This window comes from Skermanella rosea (assembly GCF_016806835.2).
In the GTDB taxonomy this organism is placed as follows: domain Bacteria; phylum Pseudomonadota; class Alphaproteobacteria; order Azospirillales; family Azospirillaceae; genus Skermanella; species Skermanella rosea.
Window position 1 is genome coordinate 4,218,935 of record NZ_CP086111.1, and the last position, 17,443, is coordinate 4,236,377.

Here is a 17,443-nt window from a genome sequence, read left to right on the forward strand (position 1 = left end):
CCTCAGGCTCCGTTCCCGGAAGGTCCAGCCCCGGCATCCAGCGCCGCCCGGCCCCGAGGACCATGGAAATAGTCGCGGATCCAGGGGTGATCCAGCAGCCGGAGGGCATCCAGCGTATCGACCACGATCCGCCGGTCGATCAGGACGGCGATGCGGTCGCAGATCGCCCGCAGGCTGTCCAGGTCGTGGGTCACCATGAAGACGGTCAGGCCGAGGCTGCGCTGGAGGTTGCCGATCAGCGCGTCGAACGCGGCGGCGCCGATCGGATCGAGGCCGGCGGTCGGCTCGTCCAGGAACAGGATCTCGGGATCGAGCGCCAGCGCCCGCGCCAGGCCGGCGCGCTTCCGCATGCCGCCCGACAGCTCCGAAGGGTACTTGGACCCGGCCGACGGCGGCAGGCCGGTCATGGCGATCTTGATGCGGGCGACCTCGGCGATGGTGAGCGGGTCGAGGCCGGTGTGCTCCTTCAGGGGCACCATGATGTTCTCGGCGACGGTCATGGAGCTGAACAGCGCGCCGTCCTGGAACAGCACGCCCCAGCGTGCCTGAAGCCGGATTCGGCCGGCATCGTCCAGTCCGGCGGTGTCGTCGCCCAGCACCTCGATCCGTCCGGCGGCCGGGCGGTTCAGCCCGATGATCGTCTTCAGCAGCACCGACTTCCCCGTTCCGGACCCGCCGACGACGCCCAGAACCTCTCCCCGGCGCACGTCCAGGTCCAGGCCGTCATGGACGGTCTGGCTGCCGAACCGGGTGACGAGGCCGCGCACCCTGATCACCGGCTGGGACGCCGGGATCACCGGCTCAGACGCCGAGATAGGAGAAGAGGATCGAGAAGAGAGCATCGAGCACGATCACCAGGAAGATCCCCACCACCACCGACCGGGTCGTCAAGCGGCCGACGCTTTCGGCGCTGCCGCTCACCTTCAGCCCCTCGTAGCAGCCGACCAGCGCGATCACGAAGGCGAACACCGGCGCCTTGGACAGGCCCACCATCAGGGTGGACAGGGTGATCGCGCCGTGGAGCTGCTGCACGAACTGGCCGAAACTGATATCCAGTACGAAATAGCACATAACGGCGCCCCCCACGAGGCCGACGACGTCGGCGTAGAAGGCGAGCAGCGGCAGGGTGACCATCAGCGCCAGGGCGCGCGGCAGGACCAGCAGCTCCATCGGATCGAGCCCCAGCGTGCGCAGGGCGTCGACCTCCAGGTTGACCTTCATGGTGCCGATCTGGGCGGTGAAGGCCGACCCGGACCGGCCGGCGATGATGATGGACGTTATCAGGATGCCGATCTCGCGCAGGATCGATATCCCCAGCAGGTTGACCACGAACAGCTCGGCGCCGAACTGTCGGAGCTGGTCCGCCCCCTGGTAGGCCAGCACGACGCCGATCAGGAACGACAGCAGCCCGACGATCGGCAGGGCGTTCAAGCCGGTCTGCTCCATGTGGTGGACGAGCGCGGTCAGCCGCAGACGGCGCGGATCTACCGCGGCGCGGCCCAGCGCCGCCACCATCATGCCGAGGAAGCTCAGCAGGTTCGCCAGCTCCCGCGCCGCCTGCACCGTGGCGCGGCCGGTCCGCTCGACCATCGCCACGATCGGATGGGCCCGCGTCAGCCGCGAGGGCTCGCAGCTCCGGTCGGCCCGGTGGACGGCTTCGATCAGGGCGGCGTGCTCGGGCCGGGCGCCGGTCATCTCGACCTCGATCCCGTCGCCCTCCAATCGATCCACCAGCCGGAGCAGCAGGAGCGCTCCGACCGTGTCCACAGCGGCGAGGCCGGAGAGATCCAGGCTGAGGCGCGCGCCCGGCCGGGAGCGCACCGCCTCGATTTCGGGGGCAAGGCGGTTGGCGGTCGCGATCACCCAGGGTCCCGTCGCGGCGAGCACGCCTCCCGCATCCTCACCATCCCCGGCCCACGCCAGCCCGGCCCGATGATCCGTCAAGAGGGGTCTCCCGTTTGCAAGTGGGGCGCGGGGCGACTAGGATGCGGGCTCTTCAGCCTTCGACGGCGTCAGGCCCAGGGCAAGTCACGGGAACGCGCAGGACAGCGATGAGCATCAAGGACCATATCCGAAGCATCCCGGATTTTCCCAAGCCGGGCATCCTGTTCTACGATATTTCGACCCTGCTCGCCCATGCCGATGCCTGGCAGGAAACCGTCCGCCAGCTTTCCGACGCGGTGAGGCCGCACAAGCCCGACCTGCTGGTCGGCATCGAGTCCCGGGGTTTCCTGGTCGCAGCCCCGCTGGCGCTCTCGCTCGGGCTGGGATTCGTGATGATCCGGAAGCGCGGCAAGCTGCCGGGCGACATCATCACCCACAGCTACGACCTGGAATACGGGACCGACACCATCGAGATCCAGGCCGACGCCATCAAGCCCGGCGCCCGCGTGGTCGTGCTCGATGACCTGCTGGCGACGGGAGGGACCATGGCGGCCGCGGTCAGCCTGCTGCGCCGGATGGGTGCCGAAGTGGCCGCCGCGCAGTTCATCATCGAACTGGGCTTCCTGAACGGCGCCGCGAAGCTCGACGTGCCGGCCCAGTCGCTGGTGACCTACGAGTCCTGACGCCGTTCCTCGTCCGCGAAGACGTCTTCGGGCGACGCCGCGGTCAGCGAACGCCTCAGAAGCGTGTCGAGCCGATCGGGCGAGGCCTGGAGCAGGCGGGCCTCGACCTCGGGCGGCACAAGGCCGAACCGAGTCTCCAGGGCCAGCCGGATGCTCTCCAGCTTTCCTTCCGCCCGGCCTTCCGCCTTGCCGCCGACCCATCCCTCGGCGCGACCCTCGTCCAGCCATTGCTGTGCAGCGAGCGATACCATGTCCTTCTCCCGGTTCGGCCTGACCCTGCCGTTCACCGTCCGCATCATGTCGACGGAGATCCGCGGGTACATCTCGAGCATATAGTACAGCACTTTCTGCGCCAGGGGCGAGCCGTCGCGCAGGCCCGACAGCACCGCCTCCAGCAGCATTTCCGGATCGGGCTGGCGGTAGACGTATTTCAGCGGCAGGAGCGCCGCCCGGACCTCCGGGTCGGAGGACAGCTGGTCGTCGGGAATGGGGACGATGTTGCAGACGACGTAGCGGAAGTCACGCAGCAGGTCGCGCAGGCCCTCGTCGGCACCGATGAGGTCGATGACGGAGGTCGGCACCGTCCACGGTCCCCGCCCATGATAGAACACCAGCGGGATGACCGGGGGCAGCCGGCGCATCCTGGAGGCGTCGTCGCCGACGAAGCTCTCCCAGATGTCGACCAGGTAGCCCAGCACCTGGAGCGGGGTCCGAGGATCGGGGTGGCTCTTGTGCTCCAGCAGCACGTAGATCAGCAGGGTGCCGCCGTCGCGCAGGCGGACCGAGAAAAGCCGGTCGACCCAGCTGGGCGTCAGCGTCCGGTCGACGAAGCTGCCGTCCAGCGGCACCGGCGGTTCGTCGCCCAGGCGGGCGGCGATATCGGCCGGCAGGTAGTCGCGGATCAGGATGCCGGCCCGGACCGGATCGTCCAGCAGGGCCCGGAACAGAAGGTCGTGCTGCTGGCCCATCGGGAGGCGACCGTCCGCATGCGGTGGAATGACGGGAGCACAAGAACCCGGCGCCCCATTTCCGGCAATGCGGCATCTCGCCCCGACGTCCGGCTCGGGCCGTTCCCTACAGCGCCGCCGCGGCCCGTTTCGCCGCGGCCAGCAGCATTGCGTCCTCGCCCCGGCGGGCGACCAGGGAGAGGCCGACCGGGCAGCCGTCGACCTCGGCCGCCGGGATGCTGACCTGGGGAAGGCGCGCCAATCCGGCGATGCAGGTCATGCTGATGACGCGGGCACGGAACTGGTCCAGGTCGGCCTGCGGTGTGTCCCTCAGCGGCGCCACGGTGGGCGAGGTCGGCATCAGCAGCAGGTCGCCGGTGCCGAGCAGGCTGTCCATCTGCTCGGTCACGCGGCGCCGGAAATTGTCGGCCTTCGCCGCCGCCTCCCCGGTGACGGTGGACGCGGCCTTGAACCGCTCCGCCACTCCCGGCCCGAAATGCGGCCTGTGCCCGGTGATCCAGGCGCCGTGGGTGCTCCAGACCTCGTGCATCTGGAGTGTCCTGAAAGCGTCCAGCCAGCCGTCGGCCAGGCCCTTGCGGCTGAGGGTGACGTCGCGCGGCGATCCCAGCGCCGCGGTCACCGCGTCAATCGCGGGCCCGAGCGCCTGCCGCACCGGGCCGTCGGTGAGCGCGAAGGCGTCCTCGACAAGCAGGATGTTGCGCGACCGGACGCCTTCTTCGCGCAGTCCCAGCAGCACCTGCCCGAGCCGTTCCAGCAGGTCGGCATCCGGCGCGAACCAGCCGACCGTGTCGAAGCTGGGCGCCAGGGGCGTCACGCCGTCCAGCGCGATGCGGCCATGGGTCGGGCGGAAGCCGTAGATGCCGCAGAAAGAGGCCGGAACCCTGACGGACCCTCCCGTGTCGGTGCCGAGCGCCAGCGGAACGGCGCCGCCCGCGACCGCGGAGGCCGATCCGCTGGAGGAGCCGCCGGGGATGCGTTGCGGAGCCCTGGGGTTCAGCGGCGTGCCGTAATGGGCGTTCTCGCCGTTGATGCTGAAGGCCAGCTCGTCGGTGACGGTCTTGCCCACCAGCCGTGCGCCGGCGTCGAGCACCGCCTGCACCGCGGGCGCGGTCCGTGCCGGCACGGGATGGGAAGCGAGCCAGGTGGGATTGCCGGCGCAGGTCGCGTGGCCGGCGACGTCATAGAGATCCTTGGCCGCGAAAGTCAGCCCGGCCAGGGGACCCTCCGCGGTGCCGGCGATGTCCAGATCGACATGGCGGCAGAAGGCTCCGAGCTTCTCCCAGGCTGGCCGTCCCCAATCGGCAGATCCCATTTCTTCCCGACCCATCTTCCGCCTATGACACCTTTCATACGATAGCCCGCTTCACCCGCGCATCAAGCCCATAAGACGGGCAAGGGCCCGCACAAATCCTGTGCAGGAGAGCGCCCTCCGGCGCGGCAGCCATGGCCCTGCGCCGGTACGTCCGGCTCCGCTCCCTTTGGCACGGCATATGCGACTCGGGGCTACCACGGCGACCCGCGACATGGGAGGAAGAACTTGACGATGACTCCGCTCGGCTCCGCACCGGCCAACCGGTGGCGCGTATCCAGGGAAACCGTCGACATGGTTCGGCCACCGGCGACGCCGCGCCCGCTCGCCGCTAGGGCCGAGCCGCAGAACCTGGTGATCGACCTGGCGCGGACCGCCATCGTCGTGATCGACATGCAGAACGACTTCTGCTCGCCCCAGGGCTGGCTCGCCCAAGTCGGGGTGGACGTCACGCCCGCCCGCACGCCGATCGCCCCGCTCGCCGCGCTGCTGCCCTGGCTGCGGTCGGAGGGGGTGCCGGTGCTGTGGGTGAACTGGGGCAACCGGCCGGACCGGATGAACCTGAGCCCGTCGCTGCTCCATGCCTGCGACCCGACCGGCGAAGGCCCGGGGCTGGGCCATCCCCTGCCCGGTCCCGCCGGCCCCGCCGCCGGAGCGAAGGTGCTGGAACGCGACAGCTGGCCCGCGGCGATCGTCGACGGGCTGCAGGTGGCGCCGACCGACATCCATGTGGCGAAATACCGGATGAGCGGCTTCTGGGATACCGAACTGGACAGCATCCTGCGCAATCTCCGCATCACGACGCTGCTGTTCGCCGGCGTCAACCTGGACCAGTGCGTGATGTGCACGCTGCAGGACGCCAATTTCCTGGGCTACGATTGCATCCTGGTCAACGACTGCTGCGCCACCACGTCGCCGAGCTATTGCCTCGAAGCAACGCTGTACAATGTCAAGCAGTGCTTCGGCTTCGTGACGAACTCCGACCACCTGCTGAACGGCCTGAAGGACCGAGCGACATGAACCCCATGGTCAAGACCGTCGCCGACGACAGGGCCAACCCGCCGGGGCAACGGTCGCCGTGACCTCGGCTCGGGCCGCCCAGGACCTCACGACGCCGCCGCTGCCGGTACGGCGGCCCCGCACCGTTTCCATGACCACGCGCGACGGGGTCCGGCTCGACGCCGACATCCACGAACCCGACGCCGCCGGTCCCTTCCCCGTGTTGTTGATGCGGCAGCCCTACGGCAGGGCGATCGCCTCGACGGTCGTCTACGCGCATCCCGCCTGGTACGCGGCGCACGGCTATATCGTGGTGATCCAGGATGTCCGGGGCTGTGGCACATCGGAGGGTGACTTCCGGCTGTTCGAGCACGAGGCGGAGGACGGCGCCGACGCGGTCGCCTGGGCCGCGGGACTGCCGGGGTCGACCGGGGCCGTCGGCATGTACGGCTTCTCCTACCAGGGGAATGCGCAGCTGCTGGCCCTGGCCGGCGGCTCCCCGGCGCTGAAGGCGCTGTGCCCGGCAATGGTCGGCTGGGACATGCATGGCGACTGGGCCTACGAGGGCGGTGCCTTCCGGTTGGCCGACAACCTGGCCTGGGGAATCCAGATGGCTGCCGAAGCCGCCCGGCGCCGCCACGACTTCATCGCCCACCAGGCGCTCTATGCCGCCTCTCGCAATCTGCCGCTGGACGAGGAGTTGCCGACCCATCCGCGGGTGCTGCGGGGCTATGCCCGCTACACCCACTACGACGACTGGCTGGGCAATCCCCTGCCCTGCGCCTACTGGGACGCAATTTCGCCGCGCACCGCGCTGGAGGGCAGGCAGGTGGACGTGCCGATGCTCCATATCGGCGGCTGGTTCGACCAGATGCTGACCGGCACGCTGGCGGCCTTCCGGGAAATCAGCGCCCGGACGGAGGCGCCGCAACGCCTCATCGTCGGCCCCTGGTGCCATCTGCCCTGGGGGCGCCGGGCCGGCACGGTCGATTTCGGTCCGGAGGCGGCGCGCTCGATCGACCGGGAGCAGCTCACCTGGTTCGACCGGTTCCTCAAAGGGGCTGCTGCGTCGGAAGCCCCCGCGGTCGAGCTGTTCGATCTGTGCGCCGGGTGTTGGCGCAGCTTCGACGCCGTTCCGGATCCGGAGCCGTCCCCGATCCACATCTCCAGCACGGGCCTGGCGGCCGCCACGACCGAGGACGGCATCCTGGCCGAACGGCCCGGCATTCCCGCGACGGACCGGATCGTTCACGATCCCTGGCGGCCGGTGCAGACCGTCGGCGGCCACGCCTCCGGCCTCGGCGGCATGCGCGACCGTGCCGACGTGGACCAGCGGGCCGACGTCGCCTGCTATACCTCCGAACCGCTGTCGGCGCCGGTGCTGCTGGCCGGGACGGTCGTCCTTGAACTGACGGTGGAGGCCGACGCGCCCAGCTTCGACGTTTCCGCCGTGCTGTCCGAGGTGGAGCCCGACGGGCGCGCGCTGAACCTGACGCAGGGCCATGCCCGGGTCGAGGAAGGTGCTCCGACCCGGCCGCTGCGGATCCCCATGCGGGCGCTGTGCGCCACGGTGCCGGCCGGCAGCCGGCTGCGCCTCAGCCTCGCCGGCGCCTGCTTCCCCGCGTTTCCGGTCAATCCCGGCACCGGGGCGGAGCCGGCCGAAACCCGGCTGGTCGATTGCCGGACGATCACGCTGGCCTTCCATGCCGCTGGAACCCGCCTGCTCGTTCCGCTAATCAGGCCGGCATGAAAATCAACGTCATCTATGCCCACCCTTCCGACGGCAGCTTCAACGCCGCGATCCACCGCACCGTGGTCGATACCCTGGCCAGGGCCGGCCACGAGGTCCGCGACTTCGACCTCTATGCCCGCGGGTTCGAGCCCCGGCTGAGCGCCGCCGAACATGGAGCCCACTACGCTCAAGGCGAGAACGAGGCGCCGGTCCAGGAATATGTCGACGCCCTGCGCTGGGCCGAGGCGCTGGTCTTCGTCTTTCCGACCTGGTGGTACGGCGTGCCGGCGATTCTGAAGGGCTACCTGGACCGCGTCTGGCTTCCGGGCGTGGCCTTCCACCTGCCGGCGGACGGCGGGCGGATCCAGCCCGGTCTGACCAATATCCGGAAGCTCGCGGTGGTGACCACCCACGGAGCGCCGTGGTGGTTCATGAAGCTCTGGATGCGGGAGCCGGGCAAGGCGGTATTCATGCGCGGACTGAAGCCGCTGCTGGCGCGCGGCTGCCGGACCGTCCACATGGCCCACCCGTCGATGGACAAATCGACCCCGGACAGCCGGGGCCGGTTCCTGCGCAAGGTGGAGAAGACCTTTTCAGGCTTCTGATCTATCGCTCAGGACGAGGCCGACAAATTCGACACATTCGGATTGAAAATTTTCATAAAGGGCCAGTAAATTCGAATTTCGGTCCACTCGGTTCAAGCGGTGTCCCAATGCAGATCCTGATCGCCGAGGACAACATCATCAATCAGAAGTTGGTGGACCTGATCTGCCGGAAAGCCGGCTACCAGACCCGCATCGTCCCGGACGGCGAAGCGGCGGTCGAGGCGATGAAGGACGGCGGCATCCAGCTGGTCCTGATGGACGTGATGATGCCCCGGATGGACGGCATCCAGGCGACGCGCCTGATACGGGCCATGCCGGGCGATACCGGCCGGATCCCCATCGTCGCGGTCACCGCCCATACCGACGGCGACAACCGGGAGGCCTGCCAGTCCGCCGGGATGGATGCCTTCGTCGGCAAGCCGGTGCGCCCGGCGGAACTGCTGACCGTCATGGCCGATCTGCTGACCCGGGGATCGGCCTGAGGGCCGCTACTCCGCCGGATGCGGCTGGGCGCCGGCCGGCACCGAATCCTCGAACGGCTTCTTGCGCGCGATGTAGGTATAGACCGTCGGCACGACGAACAGCGTCAGCAAGGTTCCCAGCAGCATGCCGCCGACGATCACCGCGCCGATCGCCTGCCGGCTTTCCGCCCCGGCGCCGGTGGCCAGGGCCAGCGGCACCGCGCCCAGCACCATGGCGCCCGTCGTCATCAGGATCGGGCGCAGGCGCAGCACGGCGGAGCGGACGACGGCGTCGCGCACCTCCACCCCCTGGCGCTGGAGCTGGTTGGCGAACTCCACGATCAGGATGCCGTGCTTGGTGATCAGGCCGACCAGGGTCACCAGCCCGATCTGGCTGTAGACGTTCATGGTGGCGCCGGTCAGCTTCAGCGCCAGCAAGGCGCCGGTCATGGACAGCGGCACCGTCAGCATGATCACGAAGGGATCGACGAAGCTCTCGAACTGGGCCGCCAGCACGAGGTAGATGAAGGCCAGCGCCAGCACGAAGGTGACGTAGAGGCTGCTGCTCGACTCGCGAAACTCCCGGCTCTGCCCGGCATAGTCGACCTGGGCCGCCGCCGGCAGCGAGCGTTCGGCGGCCGCGGTCAGGAAGGCCAGCCCCTCCCCCAGAGTATAGTTCGGCCCCAGGGTCGCGGTGATCGTGGCCGAGCGCAGCTTGTTGAAATGGTTCAGCTCCTTCGGCGAGACCCGTTCCTCGACCTTGAGCAGGTTGGCGAGGCTGACCATCTCCCCCTGCTTGCCGCGCACATAGATGCGGGCGATGTCGTCCGGGTTGGTCCGGTCCACGTCGGCGACCTGGACCACCACGTCGTACTGCTTGCCGTTCTGCTTGAACCGGGTGACCTGCCGGCCGCCCAGCAGGGTTTCCAGCGTGCGGCCGATGGTATCGATCTCCAGCCCCAGGTCGGCCGCCTTGTCGCGGTCGAGCGAGATCTTGAGTTCCGGCTTGTTCAGCTTCAGATCGGTATCGACGTTGACCAGGCCCGGGTTGGTCCGCGCCTCCGCCAGCATCCTGTCCACCATGCCCTGGAGCTCGGAATAGGGAAGCGAGGTCTGGATGACGAACTGGATCGGCTTCTCGGTCGGGCTCTGCCCCAGCGACGGCGGATTTGCCGGGAACGCCAGGGTGCCGGGAACGCCGAAGAATTTCGGCGCGAGCTGCTGGACGACCTGCTGCTGCTTGATCTCGCGGTCGTCCCAGTCGGTCAGCCGGACGAAGGTGATGCCCTGGTTGACCACCGGGAAACCCACGACCATGAAGAATTTCTCGACCACCGGGACCTGCTTGATGAAGCCCTCGATCGCGCGGGCATAGCGGTCGGTGTACTGGATGGTCGACCCTTCCGGGGCGATGATGATCCCGACGATCGTGCCGCGGTCCTCGGTCGGGGCCAGCTCCGACTTTATCTGCCCGAACAGGACGTAGCTGGCCGCGGCGACGCCGATCCCGACCAGCAGGATCACCGGCCGGGCCTTCAGCGAGACGCGGAGCAGCCAGCGGTAGCCGTTGGTCAGGCCGTTCAGCAGCGCCTCGATCGCGTTGTAGAAGAAGCCGTGGCGCGTCTGGTGCTTCAGCAGCTTGGAGCACATCATCGGCGACAGGGTCAGCGCCACGAAGCCCGAGACCAGCACCGCACCCGCCAGGGTCAGCGCGAATTCGGTGAAGAGCCGTCCCGTACGCCCGGTCTGGAAGCCGATCGGCGCGTACACCGCCGCCAGCGTGACGGTCATCGCGACGACGGCGAACCCGATCTCCCGCGAGCCCTGGATCGCCGCGCGGAACGGCGGCATCCCTTCTTCCACGTGGCGGTAGATGTTCTCCAGCATGACGATCGCGTCGTCCACCACCAGCCCGATCGCCAGCACCATGGCCAGCAGGGTCAGCGTGTTGATGCTGAAATCGAACACGTACATGATCGCGAAGGCGCCGATCAGGGACACCGGGATCGTGACCAGCGGGATCAGGGTCGCGCGCAGCGAGCGCAGGAAGAAGAAGATCACCAGGACGACCAGCACGATCGCCTCCAGGATCGTGTGGAACACGGCGTCGATCGATTCCGCGATGAAAACGGAGCTGTCGTAGCCGATATCGACGCTCATACCTTCCGGCAGGCCGGCGCGGATCACCGGCAGCGTCCGCTCCACCGCCCCGGAGACCTCGAGCGGGTTCGCGGTGGACTGCTTGACGACGCCCATGGCGACGGCGTTGCGCCCGTTGAACCGGGCGTTGACCCGCTCGTCCCGGGCGCCCAGCTCCGCCCGGCCGACGTCGCGCAACCGGACCAGATAGCCCGACTCGTCCCGCAGGATGACGTTCTCGAACTCGGCCGGCGTCCGCATGTCGGTCTCGGACACGACGGTGAATTCGCGCTGGACGCTCTCCACCCGGCCCGCCGGGATCTCGATGTTCTGCCGCCGCAACGCCGTCTCGACGTCCTGGGGCGTGACCTTGTAGGCGGCCATGCGGGTCGGGTCGAGCCAGATCCGCATGGCGTACTTGCGCTCGCCGAAGATCCGGACGTCGGCGACGCCGGGCAGGTTCTGAAGCCGGTCCTTGACGAACCGGTCGGCATAGTCGGTCACCTCCAGCGGCGTGTTCCGGTCGCTGGAGAAGGCCAGGTAGATGATCGGCTGGGCGTCCGCCTCGACCTTGGCGATCACCGGCTCGTCGATCTCGTCCGGCAGCGAGCCGCGCACCCGGCCGACCCGGTCGCGCACGTCGTTGGCCGCCACGTCGGGGTCGCGGGTGATCCGGAAGCGGACGGTGATCTGGCTGGTTTCCGACCGGCTGATGGAGGACATCACGTCGATGCCCTCGATGCCGGACAGGCTCTCCTCCAGCGGCTGGGTGACCTGGCTCTCGACGATCTCCGCGCTGGCGCCTTGGTACTTGGTGGTCACGGTGACCACCGGCTCGTCGATCTTGGGATATTCGCGCACCGCAAGCCGCTGGTAGGCGACGATGCCGATCAGCAGCACGGTCAGGCTCATGACCGTGGCGAGCACCGGGCGGCGGACGCTGAGTTCGGAGATCTGCATGGCCTCAGCTCCCGACCGGGGGGACCACGGTGACCGGCGCGCCGTCTCGGATCTTCAGATGCCCGGCGGTCACCACCAGGTCGCCCGGCAGGAGCCCGTCCAGGATCTCGACCTTGGCGGCGCGGCGCTCCCCGGTTCGGACCTTGACCCGCTGGACCTTGCCGTCCGACACCTTGAAGACGAACTGGTCGGCCCCGACCGCGACCAGGGACTGTTCCGGCACGAGGATCGAATCCTTGCGGGTCGTCAGGGTCAGGGTGACGCGGGCGAACAGGCCGGGCCGCAGCGCGTCGTCGCCGTTGGGGACGCGGGCGCGGACATTGATGCTCCGGCCATTGACGTCGACCAGCGGGTCGATCGCGTAGACTTTGCCGGCGAAGCTGCGTCCCGGCACCGCGTCGACCGTGACCGCCAGGGTCTGGCCGACCCGGACCGAGGGCAGGTAGAGCTCGGGCACGCGGAAATCCAGCTTAAGCGTGTCGATGGCTTCCAGGTTGACGATGTCCTTGCCGGCCTGGACCACGTCGCCGACGCTGACCCGGCGCAGGCCGAGCACGCCGTCGAACGGCGCCGTCAGGTCCAGCTTCGCGAGCTGGGCCTTCGCCAGCGACACGGAGGCCTCGTCCGCCAGCAGCTTGGCGCGCGCCTGGTCCCGGGCACGGGCGCTGCCCGACCCCTGGCGGTACAGCTCGTCGGCGCGGTCCGCCTCGGTCCTGCTGAGATTGAGGCTGGCCATGGCCTGCTCCAGCGTCGCCCGCGCGATGGCGTCGTCGAGCTTGAGCAGGACGGTGCCCTTGCGGACCCGCTCCCCCTCGTTGAACCGGATCTCCGTGATCCGTCCCGCGACCTCCGGCCGGATCACGACCGACTCGTCGGAAAAAAGCGTTCCGACCGAGGTCACGGTGCGCGACACGTCACCGACCTCGACCTGCTCCGCCTCCACCGGGATGCCGCCGGGCGGCCCACCGCCGCCGGCCGGCGCCTGGGCGGCCGCCGGCATGTCGGCGCCCTGGTGGACGGTGAAGTACCACCAGGCCCCGCCACCGAGACCCAGCAGGGCAACAAGGATGAACAGGCGAGCAAGCAGCTTCATGGATCGTTCCGGCCGCGACCGGCCCGGCCTCTCTAGGGAGGAGCTTCGACAGGTGCATAAGAAACCATCCGCACCCCTTTACTAAAATGATCATGGCTTTGTCGGCACGCAAAGTCGAGCCTGCCGAACGGCGCGGCACGCATGCAAGCCATGCGGGCAAGGCTGTCCGGCCGAGGGCGACTTACGCGAACAGCTCGTCCAACTCCCGGTAATCCGGCACCTTCGCCTCCAGCGGAACGCCGGCGCGCAGGACCGTGCGGTCAGACTGGGGCCGCGACAGCAACTCGCTGTAAGTGCGCGACCGGAAAACCAGCAAGTCGGCCGTGCGGCCGGCGCCGATCAGGCCGGCGTCGGCCAACCGCATCACCCGGGCGGGAACCGGGGCCGTCGTGCGCGGCCAGTCGCCGACCGGGCGGTCCAGGTGCAGGATGCGGGTCGCCTCGCGGTAAACCTCCACCATGTCGTGGTCGCCGTAGCCATAGAACGGGTCGCGGCAATTGTCGGAGGCGACCGCCACCGGGATGCCGCGGGTCCGCATCTCGTGCAGCAGGGTGACGCCGCGCCAGCGCGGGGTCCGACCCGGCGTCCGGTCCTGGAGATAGAGGTTGCACATGGGCAGCGTCACCACGGAAAGTCCCGCCTCGGCCACCAGGTCCAGGGTGGCTAGCGCCCGCTCCGGCTCCTGGGTGGCGAGGCTGCAGCAGTGGCCGCACAGCACCCTGCCCTTGAAGCCCGCGCGCAGCACGGCCCGGGCGATATGGTGCAGGCTGTCGGCGGCGGGGTCGCCGGTTTCGTCCACGTGGAAATCCACGTCGAGTCCGCGCTCCGCCGCCAGCGCAAACAGCCGGTCCAGCGCCGCGTCCAGGTCGGGGATCATGTAACTGACGCAGCCCAGCACGCCGCCATGGCGCTGCACCAGGTCGGCGATCCGGACCCCCTCGTCGGTCAGGTAGGTCTCGATCATGATCAGCGAGACCGCCTGAAGGGTGATGCGGCCGGCCCAGCGCTCGCGCGCCTCGGCGAACACCGGCCAGGAGATCTCGGCCTGTTTCCCCAGCGAATCCAGGTGGGTGCGGACTGCGGCGGTGCCGTGGGCGTAGCTGCATTTCAGCCCGAACTCCATCCGGGCGGCCACGTCCCGGGCGCTCCAGTGGGCCTCGCGGTCCTGTTCGACAGCCCCGAGCGCGCCCATGAAGGTGCCGTCCGGGTTCTCCCGGCGCGGCCAGATGTGCCCCTTGTCCAGATGGGTATGCAGATCGACCGGACACGGCCAGACGATGCCGTTCTCCAGGTTGACGCCGGGGCCGCAGCAGGGCGCCGTGCCGCCGGGAAGGACCGCCGCGACCTTGCCGTGCTCGATCCGCAGATCGACCGCCGCGAGACCGTCGCCGTCGGCGCGGATCGCCACCTCGGGCGGCGGATCCTCGATCAGGGACAGGGGAACGGTAGCTTTCTTCAGCCAGAACTTCGCGCCCAGGGACGCGCCGGCGAAGGACTTCTGGAACGGAATCGGCATGATCTGAAACCGGTCTTTCGGCTGCGGATGCGGTTCTCTCGGATTGGTCGGTTTTCCCGTCTGACGGCGCTCTCGTGCCAGCGTCTCGGCCTGGAGCGCCGGAGCGCCCTCGGCACAATGAATAACACGATATCCGGAGCGGAGCGCATAATCAGCGCCGCGAACGGCTCTTCCCCCGGCGGCGGGCGTTGCCGTTGGCGCCGGCACGGCGGCGTCCGGGGGGTTCGGGAAAAGAGGGGGGCGGGGTCCAATGCGGAGGGGACCATGACCCCGCCCCCCTTGAGTGAACTGTGGACGGACGATCCGGCCGGCCGTCGGCGCCCGATCGAAACCGCCATTTGACAGGTTGAGCTTTCAGCAAAATCCATACCAGCATGGGAGTGTTGAAGCTCCGCCCGGTGCGGCATCTTCGTTGCCCGAAAAAGCGCCGCCGGAGCGGCAATTGTATGAAAATCAGGCAAACAACGGAGGCGCCGCGCTCACACCCGGTCGCGCAACGCGTCGAGCGGGAAGCGGTCCACCTCTCCCAGCAACTCGACGAGGCACCGGGCGGCGTGGTCGACCAGCTTGGCGCCCCGGTCCGCGTCGGCGTCCGTCGCGTCGCCGCAGGCGCCGAACAGGTTGAGATCCTGGGTCTGCCACCCGAAGCCGACCTTGCCTTCCGGGGTCAAGTACTTGAATTCCTGCTCCATCTCGATGCTGAGGGAGTCGAATTTCCGGCGCTCCGCCGGGCGCACCATGTCAGGGCGCAGATGGAGCATCATCGACGTTTCGATGCCGCCGCCATGGATGCCGTGGACGATTTCGGACGGCGGGAACAGCCCGTCCGGAAGGCCCGGGCTGAACCAGCTGCAGGTCACCACGAACATCTTCAGGCGGACGCGCAGGTCGCGCGCCACGATATCCATGATCTGGGGCTGGCCGCCGTGGCTGTTGTACAGGACCAGCTTGCGGATGCCCGCGCGATGGACGCTCTCGCCCACTTCGGTCCAGAGACGGATCAGGGTTTCCGCCGACAGCGAGAGGGTTCCGGGGTAGGCTTCGTGCTCGTCGGACTTGCCGACGGGAAGCATCGGCAGGATCAGCACCGACAGATGGTCCGGTATCTGCGGCACCGCCCGCGCCATGATCCCGGTATTGATCGCGCTGTCCACCCAGACCGAGAGGTGCGGCCCGTGCTGCTCCACCGCGCCGACCGGCAGCACGGCGATGGTCCGCTCGGCATCCAGCGCCGCGAATTCCTTGGTGGTCAATTCCTGCCAGAATCGGCTGTGCGGCACCGGCATCCAGTTTTCCTCCCCGCCTGATCGGGCGGACGGCCCGATCGAAACTCCGTGTGAGATGGTTTTGCCGGCCGGTCGTCTTCAAGTAGCATGCCACACGACATTCCCTACGATGAGTGGCCGCGATGCTGATTGCCCAGATCACGGATCTTCATGTGACCGAACCAGGCGCGCTCGCCGCGGGCCGGATCGACACCGGCGCCGCCCTGGCCGCCACCGTGGCGCACCTGAACCGCCTGCGTCCCCGGCCGGACCTGGTGGTGATCACCGGCGACCTCGCCAACGGCCCCCGTCCGGCCGAGTACGAGGCGTTGGCACGGCTGCTGGCCCCGTTGGAGCCGCCCTGGTGCGCGATCCCGGGCAACCACGACGACCGGGACGCGCTCCGCGCGCTGTGCGCCGGCCAGCCTTGGCTGCCGGCCCCCGGGCCGTTCTTCAACTATGCGATCGACCACCTGCCGGTGCGGCTGATCGCCCTGGACACGGTGGTGCCCGGCGAGACCCCGGGACTGCTGTGCGACCGGCGGAGCGACTGGCTGGCCGACAGGCTCGCGGAGGCGCCGGGGCGGCCGACCGTCCTGCTTATGCACCACCCGCCCCACGAGGTCGGGGTCGGCTTCATGGACTCGCTGCGCTGCTTCGGGACGGAACGCCTGGCCCGCCTGGTGGAGAATCACCCGGCGGTCGAGCGGATCCTGTGCGGCCATGTTCATCGTCCCACCCTGGTCCGGTGGCACGGCACCGTGGTCAGCACCGCGCCGAGCGCCGCTTTCCAGTTCGCCCTCGCCCTGGAGCCGGGTTCGCCGCCGACGGTGTCGGACGAGCCGCCGGCCCTGGCCCTTCATTTGTGGCGGGCCGGACAGGGGCTGGTCAGCCATCTGCAGGCCGTCGGCTCGTGAAGCCGCTTGCCAGCGGACCAGGGCAGGCTAGATTGGCGCCATGGTAACGATCAAGAAGAAAGCCGTGTTGATCACGGGGGCCGGCAAACGCATCGGCCGGGCCATGGCGCTGGACCTTGCCTCCCATGGCTGGGGCGTCGCCGTCCATTATTTCACGTCCAAGGACGACGCCGACGCCGTGGTGACCGAGATCACCCGCGCCGGCGGCCGGGCCGCGGCCGTCCAGGCCAACCTCGGCAGCGAGGCCGACACGGTCGGGCTGGTCCCGGCGGCGGCCGAGCGGCTGGGGCCGCTGACCGCGCTGATCAACAATGCCAGCGTGTTCGAACGCGACGAGATCGGCACTGCCGACCGGGAGAGTTGGGACCGGCACATGGAAGCCAACCTGCGGGCTCCCCTGGTGCTCTCCCAGGCCTTCGCAAAGCAGCTCCCGGCGGAGGAGCGCGGCTGCATCGTCAATATCCTGGACCAGCGGGTCTGGAACCTGACGCCGCATTTCCTCTCCTACACCCTGAGCAAGGCCGGCCTGTGGACGCTGACCCAGACCCTGGCCCTGGCGCTGGCGCCGCGAATCAGGGTCAACGGCATCGGACCGGGGCCGACCCTGAAGAACGACCGCCAGACGGAAGAGCATTTCGCGGCGCAATGGGAGAACATCCCGCTCCAGCGGCCGACCTCGCCGCAGGAGATCTGCGACGGGGTCCGCTTCATCCTGGACGCTCCCGCGATGACCGGGCAGATGATCGCGCTGGACGGCGGCGAGCATCTTGGCTGGGCACAGCCGGGACGCGGATTCGTGGCAGTCGAGTAGGTCCGGACGACAGTATCCGAATACACGGAACTGTCATGGCGATAGACCTGGGGCTCAACTCCTTTCGAGTTTTGCACATCCACCGCACCCGCGGCGGTCCG

At 68.8% G+C, this 17,443-nt stretch carries 15 protein-coding genes; 7 read left to right on the forward strand and 8 right to left on the reverse strand.

Annotated elements, in window-relative coordinates; all coding sequences use genetic code 11:
- Positions 1–2: 2 nt before the first annotated feature.
- Positions 3–842, reverse strand: a complete 840-nt coding sequence (locus JL101_RS19710) for an ABC transporter ATP-binding protein (RefSeq protein WP_203097697.1) — start codon at positions 840–842, stop codon at positions 3–5.
- Complete coding sequence (locus JL101_RS19715; protein WP_203097696.1) at positions 802–1,944, reverse strand: MlaE family ABC transporter permease; 1,143 nt, start codon at positions 1,942–1,944, stop codon at positions 802–804. The genes JL101_RS19710 and JL101_RS19715 overlap by 41 nt, the downstream gene beginning before the upstream one ends.
- Positions 1,945–2,051: 107 nt before the next feature.
- Between JL101_RS19715 and JL101_RS19720 the strand changes: the two genes are divergently transcribed.
- On the forward strand, positions 2,052–2,567 hold the full coding sequence (locus JL101_RS19720; protein ID WP_203097695.1) for an adenine phosphoribosyltransferase: 516 nt from the start codon (positions 2,052–2,054) through the stop codon (positions 2,565–2,567).
- On the opposite strand, the gene JL101_RS19725 is transcribed toward JL101_RS19720, so the two are convergent.
- Positions 2,555–3,535, reverse strand: coding sequence for an Rpn family recombination-promoting nuclease/putative transposase (locus JL101_RS19725; protein WP_203097694.1), 981 nt, complete (start codon positions 3,533–3,535; stop codon positions 2,555–2,557). The genes JL101_RS19720 and JL101_RS19725 overlap by 13 nt on opposite strands.
- A 106-nt stretch (positions 3,536–3,641) precedes the next feature.
- Positions 3,642–4,847: an amidase gene (locus tag JL101_RS19730; RefSeq protein ID WP_203097693.1), complete on the reverse strand. Its 1,206-nt coding sequence runs from the start codon at positions 4,845–4,847 to the stop codon at positions 3,642–3,644.
- A 291-nt stretch (positions 4,848–5,138) separates the two neighbouring features.
- On the opposite strand from JL101_RS19730, the gene JL101_RS19735 reads away from it, so the two are divergent.
- The 4 genes from JL101_RS19735 to JL101_RS19750 all read left to right on the forward strand — a co-directional run bounded on the left by JL101_RS19735 (position 5,139) and on the right by JL101_RS19750 (position 8,662).
- Positions 5,139–5,864, forward strand: a complete 726-nt coding sequence (locus tag JL101_RS19735) for a cysteine hydrolase family protein (protein WP_228434986.1) — start codon at positions 5,139–5,141, stop codon at positions 5,862–5,864.
- A gap of 58 nt (positions 5,865–5,922) precedes the next feature.
- Positions 5,923–7,593, forward strand: a complete 1,671-nt coding sequence (locus tag JL101_RS19740) for a CocE/NonD family hydrolase (protein ID WP_228434987.1) — start codon at positions 5,923–5,925, stop codon at positions 7,591–7,593.
- Positions 7,590–8,180, forward strand: a complete 591-nt coding sequence (locus tag JL101_RS19745) for an NAD(P)H-dependent oxidoreductase (protein WP_203097692.1) — start codon at positions 7,590–7,592, stop codon at positions 8,178–8,180. Before JL101_RS19740 ends, JL101_RS19745 begins: the two co-directional genes overlap by 4 nt.
- Positions 8,181–8,287: 107 nt before the next feature.
- Complete coding sequence (locus JL101_RS19750) at positions 8,288–8,662, forward strand: response regulator (protein WP_201078281.1); 375 nt, start codon at positions 8,288–8,290, stop codon at positions 8,660–8,662.
- 6 nt (positions 8,663–8,668) lie between these two features.
- Here JL101_RS19750 and JL101_RS19755 read toward each other — a convergent pair whose 3' ends face one another.
- The 4 genes from JL101_RS19755 to JL101_RS19770 all read right to left on the reverse strand — a co-directional run bounded on the left by JL101_RS19755 (position 8,669) and on the right by JL101_RS19770 (position 15,635).
- Complete coding sequence (locus JL101_RS19755) at positions 8,669–11,740, reverse strand: efflux RND transporter permease subunit (RefSeq protein ID WP_203097691.1); 3,072 nt, start codon at positions 11,738–11,740, stop codon at positions 8,669–8,671.
- Between the two features lie 4 nt (positions 11,741–11,744).
- Positions 11,745–12,833: an efflux RND transporter periplasmic adaptor subunit gene (locus tag JL101_RS19760; protein WP_203097690.1), complete on the reverse strand. Its 1,089-nt coding sequence runs from the start codon at positions 12,831–12,833 to the stop codon at positions 11,745–11,747.
- Positions 12,834–13,014: 181 nt separating this feature from the next.
- Positions 13,015–14,349 carry a cytosine deaminase gene (locus JL101_RS19765; protein ID WP_203097689.1) on the reverse strand — a complete coding sequence of 445 codons (1,335 nt, stop codon included), beginning with the start codon at positions 14,347–14,349 and terminating at the stop codon, positions 13,015–13,017.
- Positions 14,350–14,828: 479 nt separating this feature from the next.
- Entirely contained in the window at positions 14,829–15,635 is an 807-nt protein-coding gene (locus JL101_RS19770; RefSeq protein WP_203097688.1) for a creatininase family protein, read from the reverse strand.
- Positions 15,636–15,787: 152 nt separating this feature from the next.
- Between JL101_RS19770 and JL101_RS19775 the strand changes: the two genes are divergently transcribed.
- Positions 15,788–16,531, forward strand: a complete 744-nt coding sequence (locus tag JL101_RS19775) for a phosphodiesterase (RefSeq protein ID WP_407697338.1) — start codon at positions 15,788–15,790, stop codon at positions 16,529–16,531.
- 40 nt (positions 16,532–16,571) lie between these two features.
- A complete protein-coding gene (locus JL101_RS19780) occupies positions 16,572–17,342 on the forward strand; it encodes an SDR family oxidoreductase (RefSeq protein WP_203097686.1) in 771 nt (256 codons plus the stop codon).
- Positions 17,343–17,443: the final 101 nt, after the last annotated feature.

Coding starts and splice junctions, on each gene's coding strand:
- JL101_RS19760 (WP_203097690.1), bottom strand. CDS start 12,833: ATGAAGCTGCTTGCTCGCCTGTTCATCCTTGTTGCCCTGCTGGGTCTC.
- JL101_RS19735 (WP_228434986.1), top strand. CDS start 5,139: ATGGTTCGGCCACCGGCGACGCCGCGCCCGCTCGCCGCTAGGGCCGAG.
- JL101_RS19755 (WP_203097691.1), bottom strand. CDS start 11,740: ATGCAGATCTCCGAACTCAGCGTCCGCCGCCCGGTGCTCGCCACGGTC.
- JL101_RS19770 (WP_203097688.1), bottom strand. CDS start 15,635: ATGCCGGTGCCGCACAGCCGATTCTGGCAGGAATTGACCACCAAGGAA.
- JL101_RS19730 (WP_203097693.1), bottom strand. CDS start 4,847: ATGGGATCTGCCGATTGGGGACGGCCAGCCTGGGAGAAGCTCGGAGCC.
- JL101_RS19750 (WP_201078281.1), top strand. CDS start 8,288: ATGCAGATCCTGATCGCCGAGGACAACATCATCAATCAGAAGTTGGTG.
- JL101_RS19725 (WP_203097694.1), bottom strand. CDS start 3,535: ATGGGCCAGCAGCACGACCTTCTGTTCCGGGCCCTGCTGGACGATCCG.
- JL101_RS19720 (WP_203097695.1), top strand. CDS start 2,052: ATGAGCATCAAGGACCATATCCGAAGCATCCCGGATTTTCCCAAGCCG.
- JL101_RS19780 (WP_203097686.1), top strand. CDS start 16,572: ATGGTAACGATCAAGAAGAAAGCCGTGTTGATCACGGGGGCCGGCAAA.
- JL101_RS19745 (WP_203097692.1), top strand. CDS start 7,590: ATGAAAATCAACGTCATCTATGCCCACCCTTCCGACGGCAGCTTCAAC.
- JL101_RS19710 (WP_203097697.1), bottom strand. CDS start 842: ATGCTCTCTTCTCGATCCTCTTCTCCTATCTCGGCGTCTGAGCCGGTG.
- JL101_RS19765 (WP_203097689.1), bottom strand. CDS start 14,349: ATGCCGATTCCGTTCCAGAAGTCCTTCGCCGGCGCGTCCCTGGGCGCG.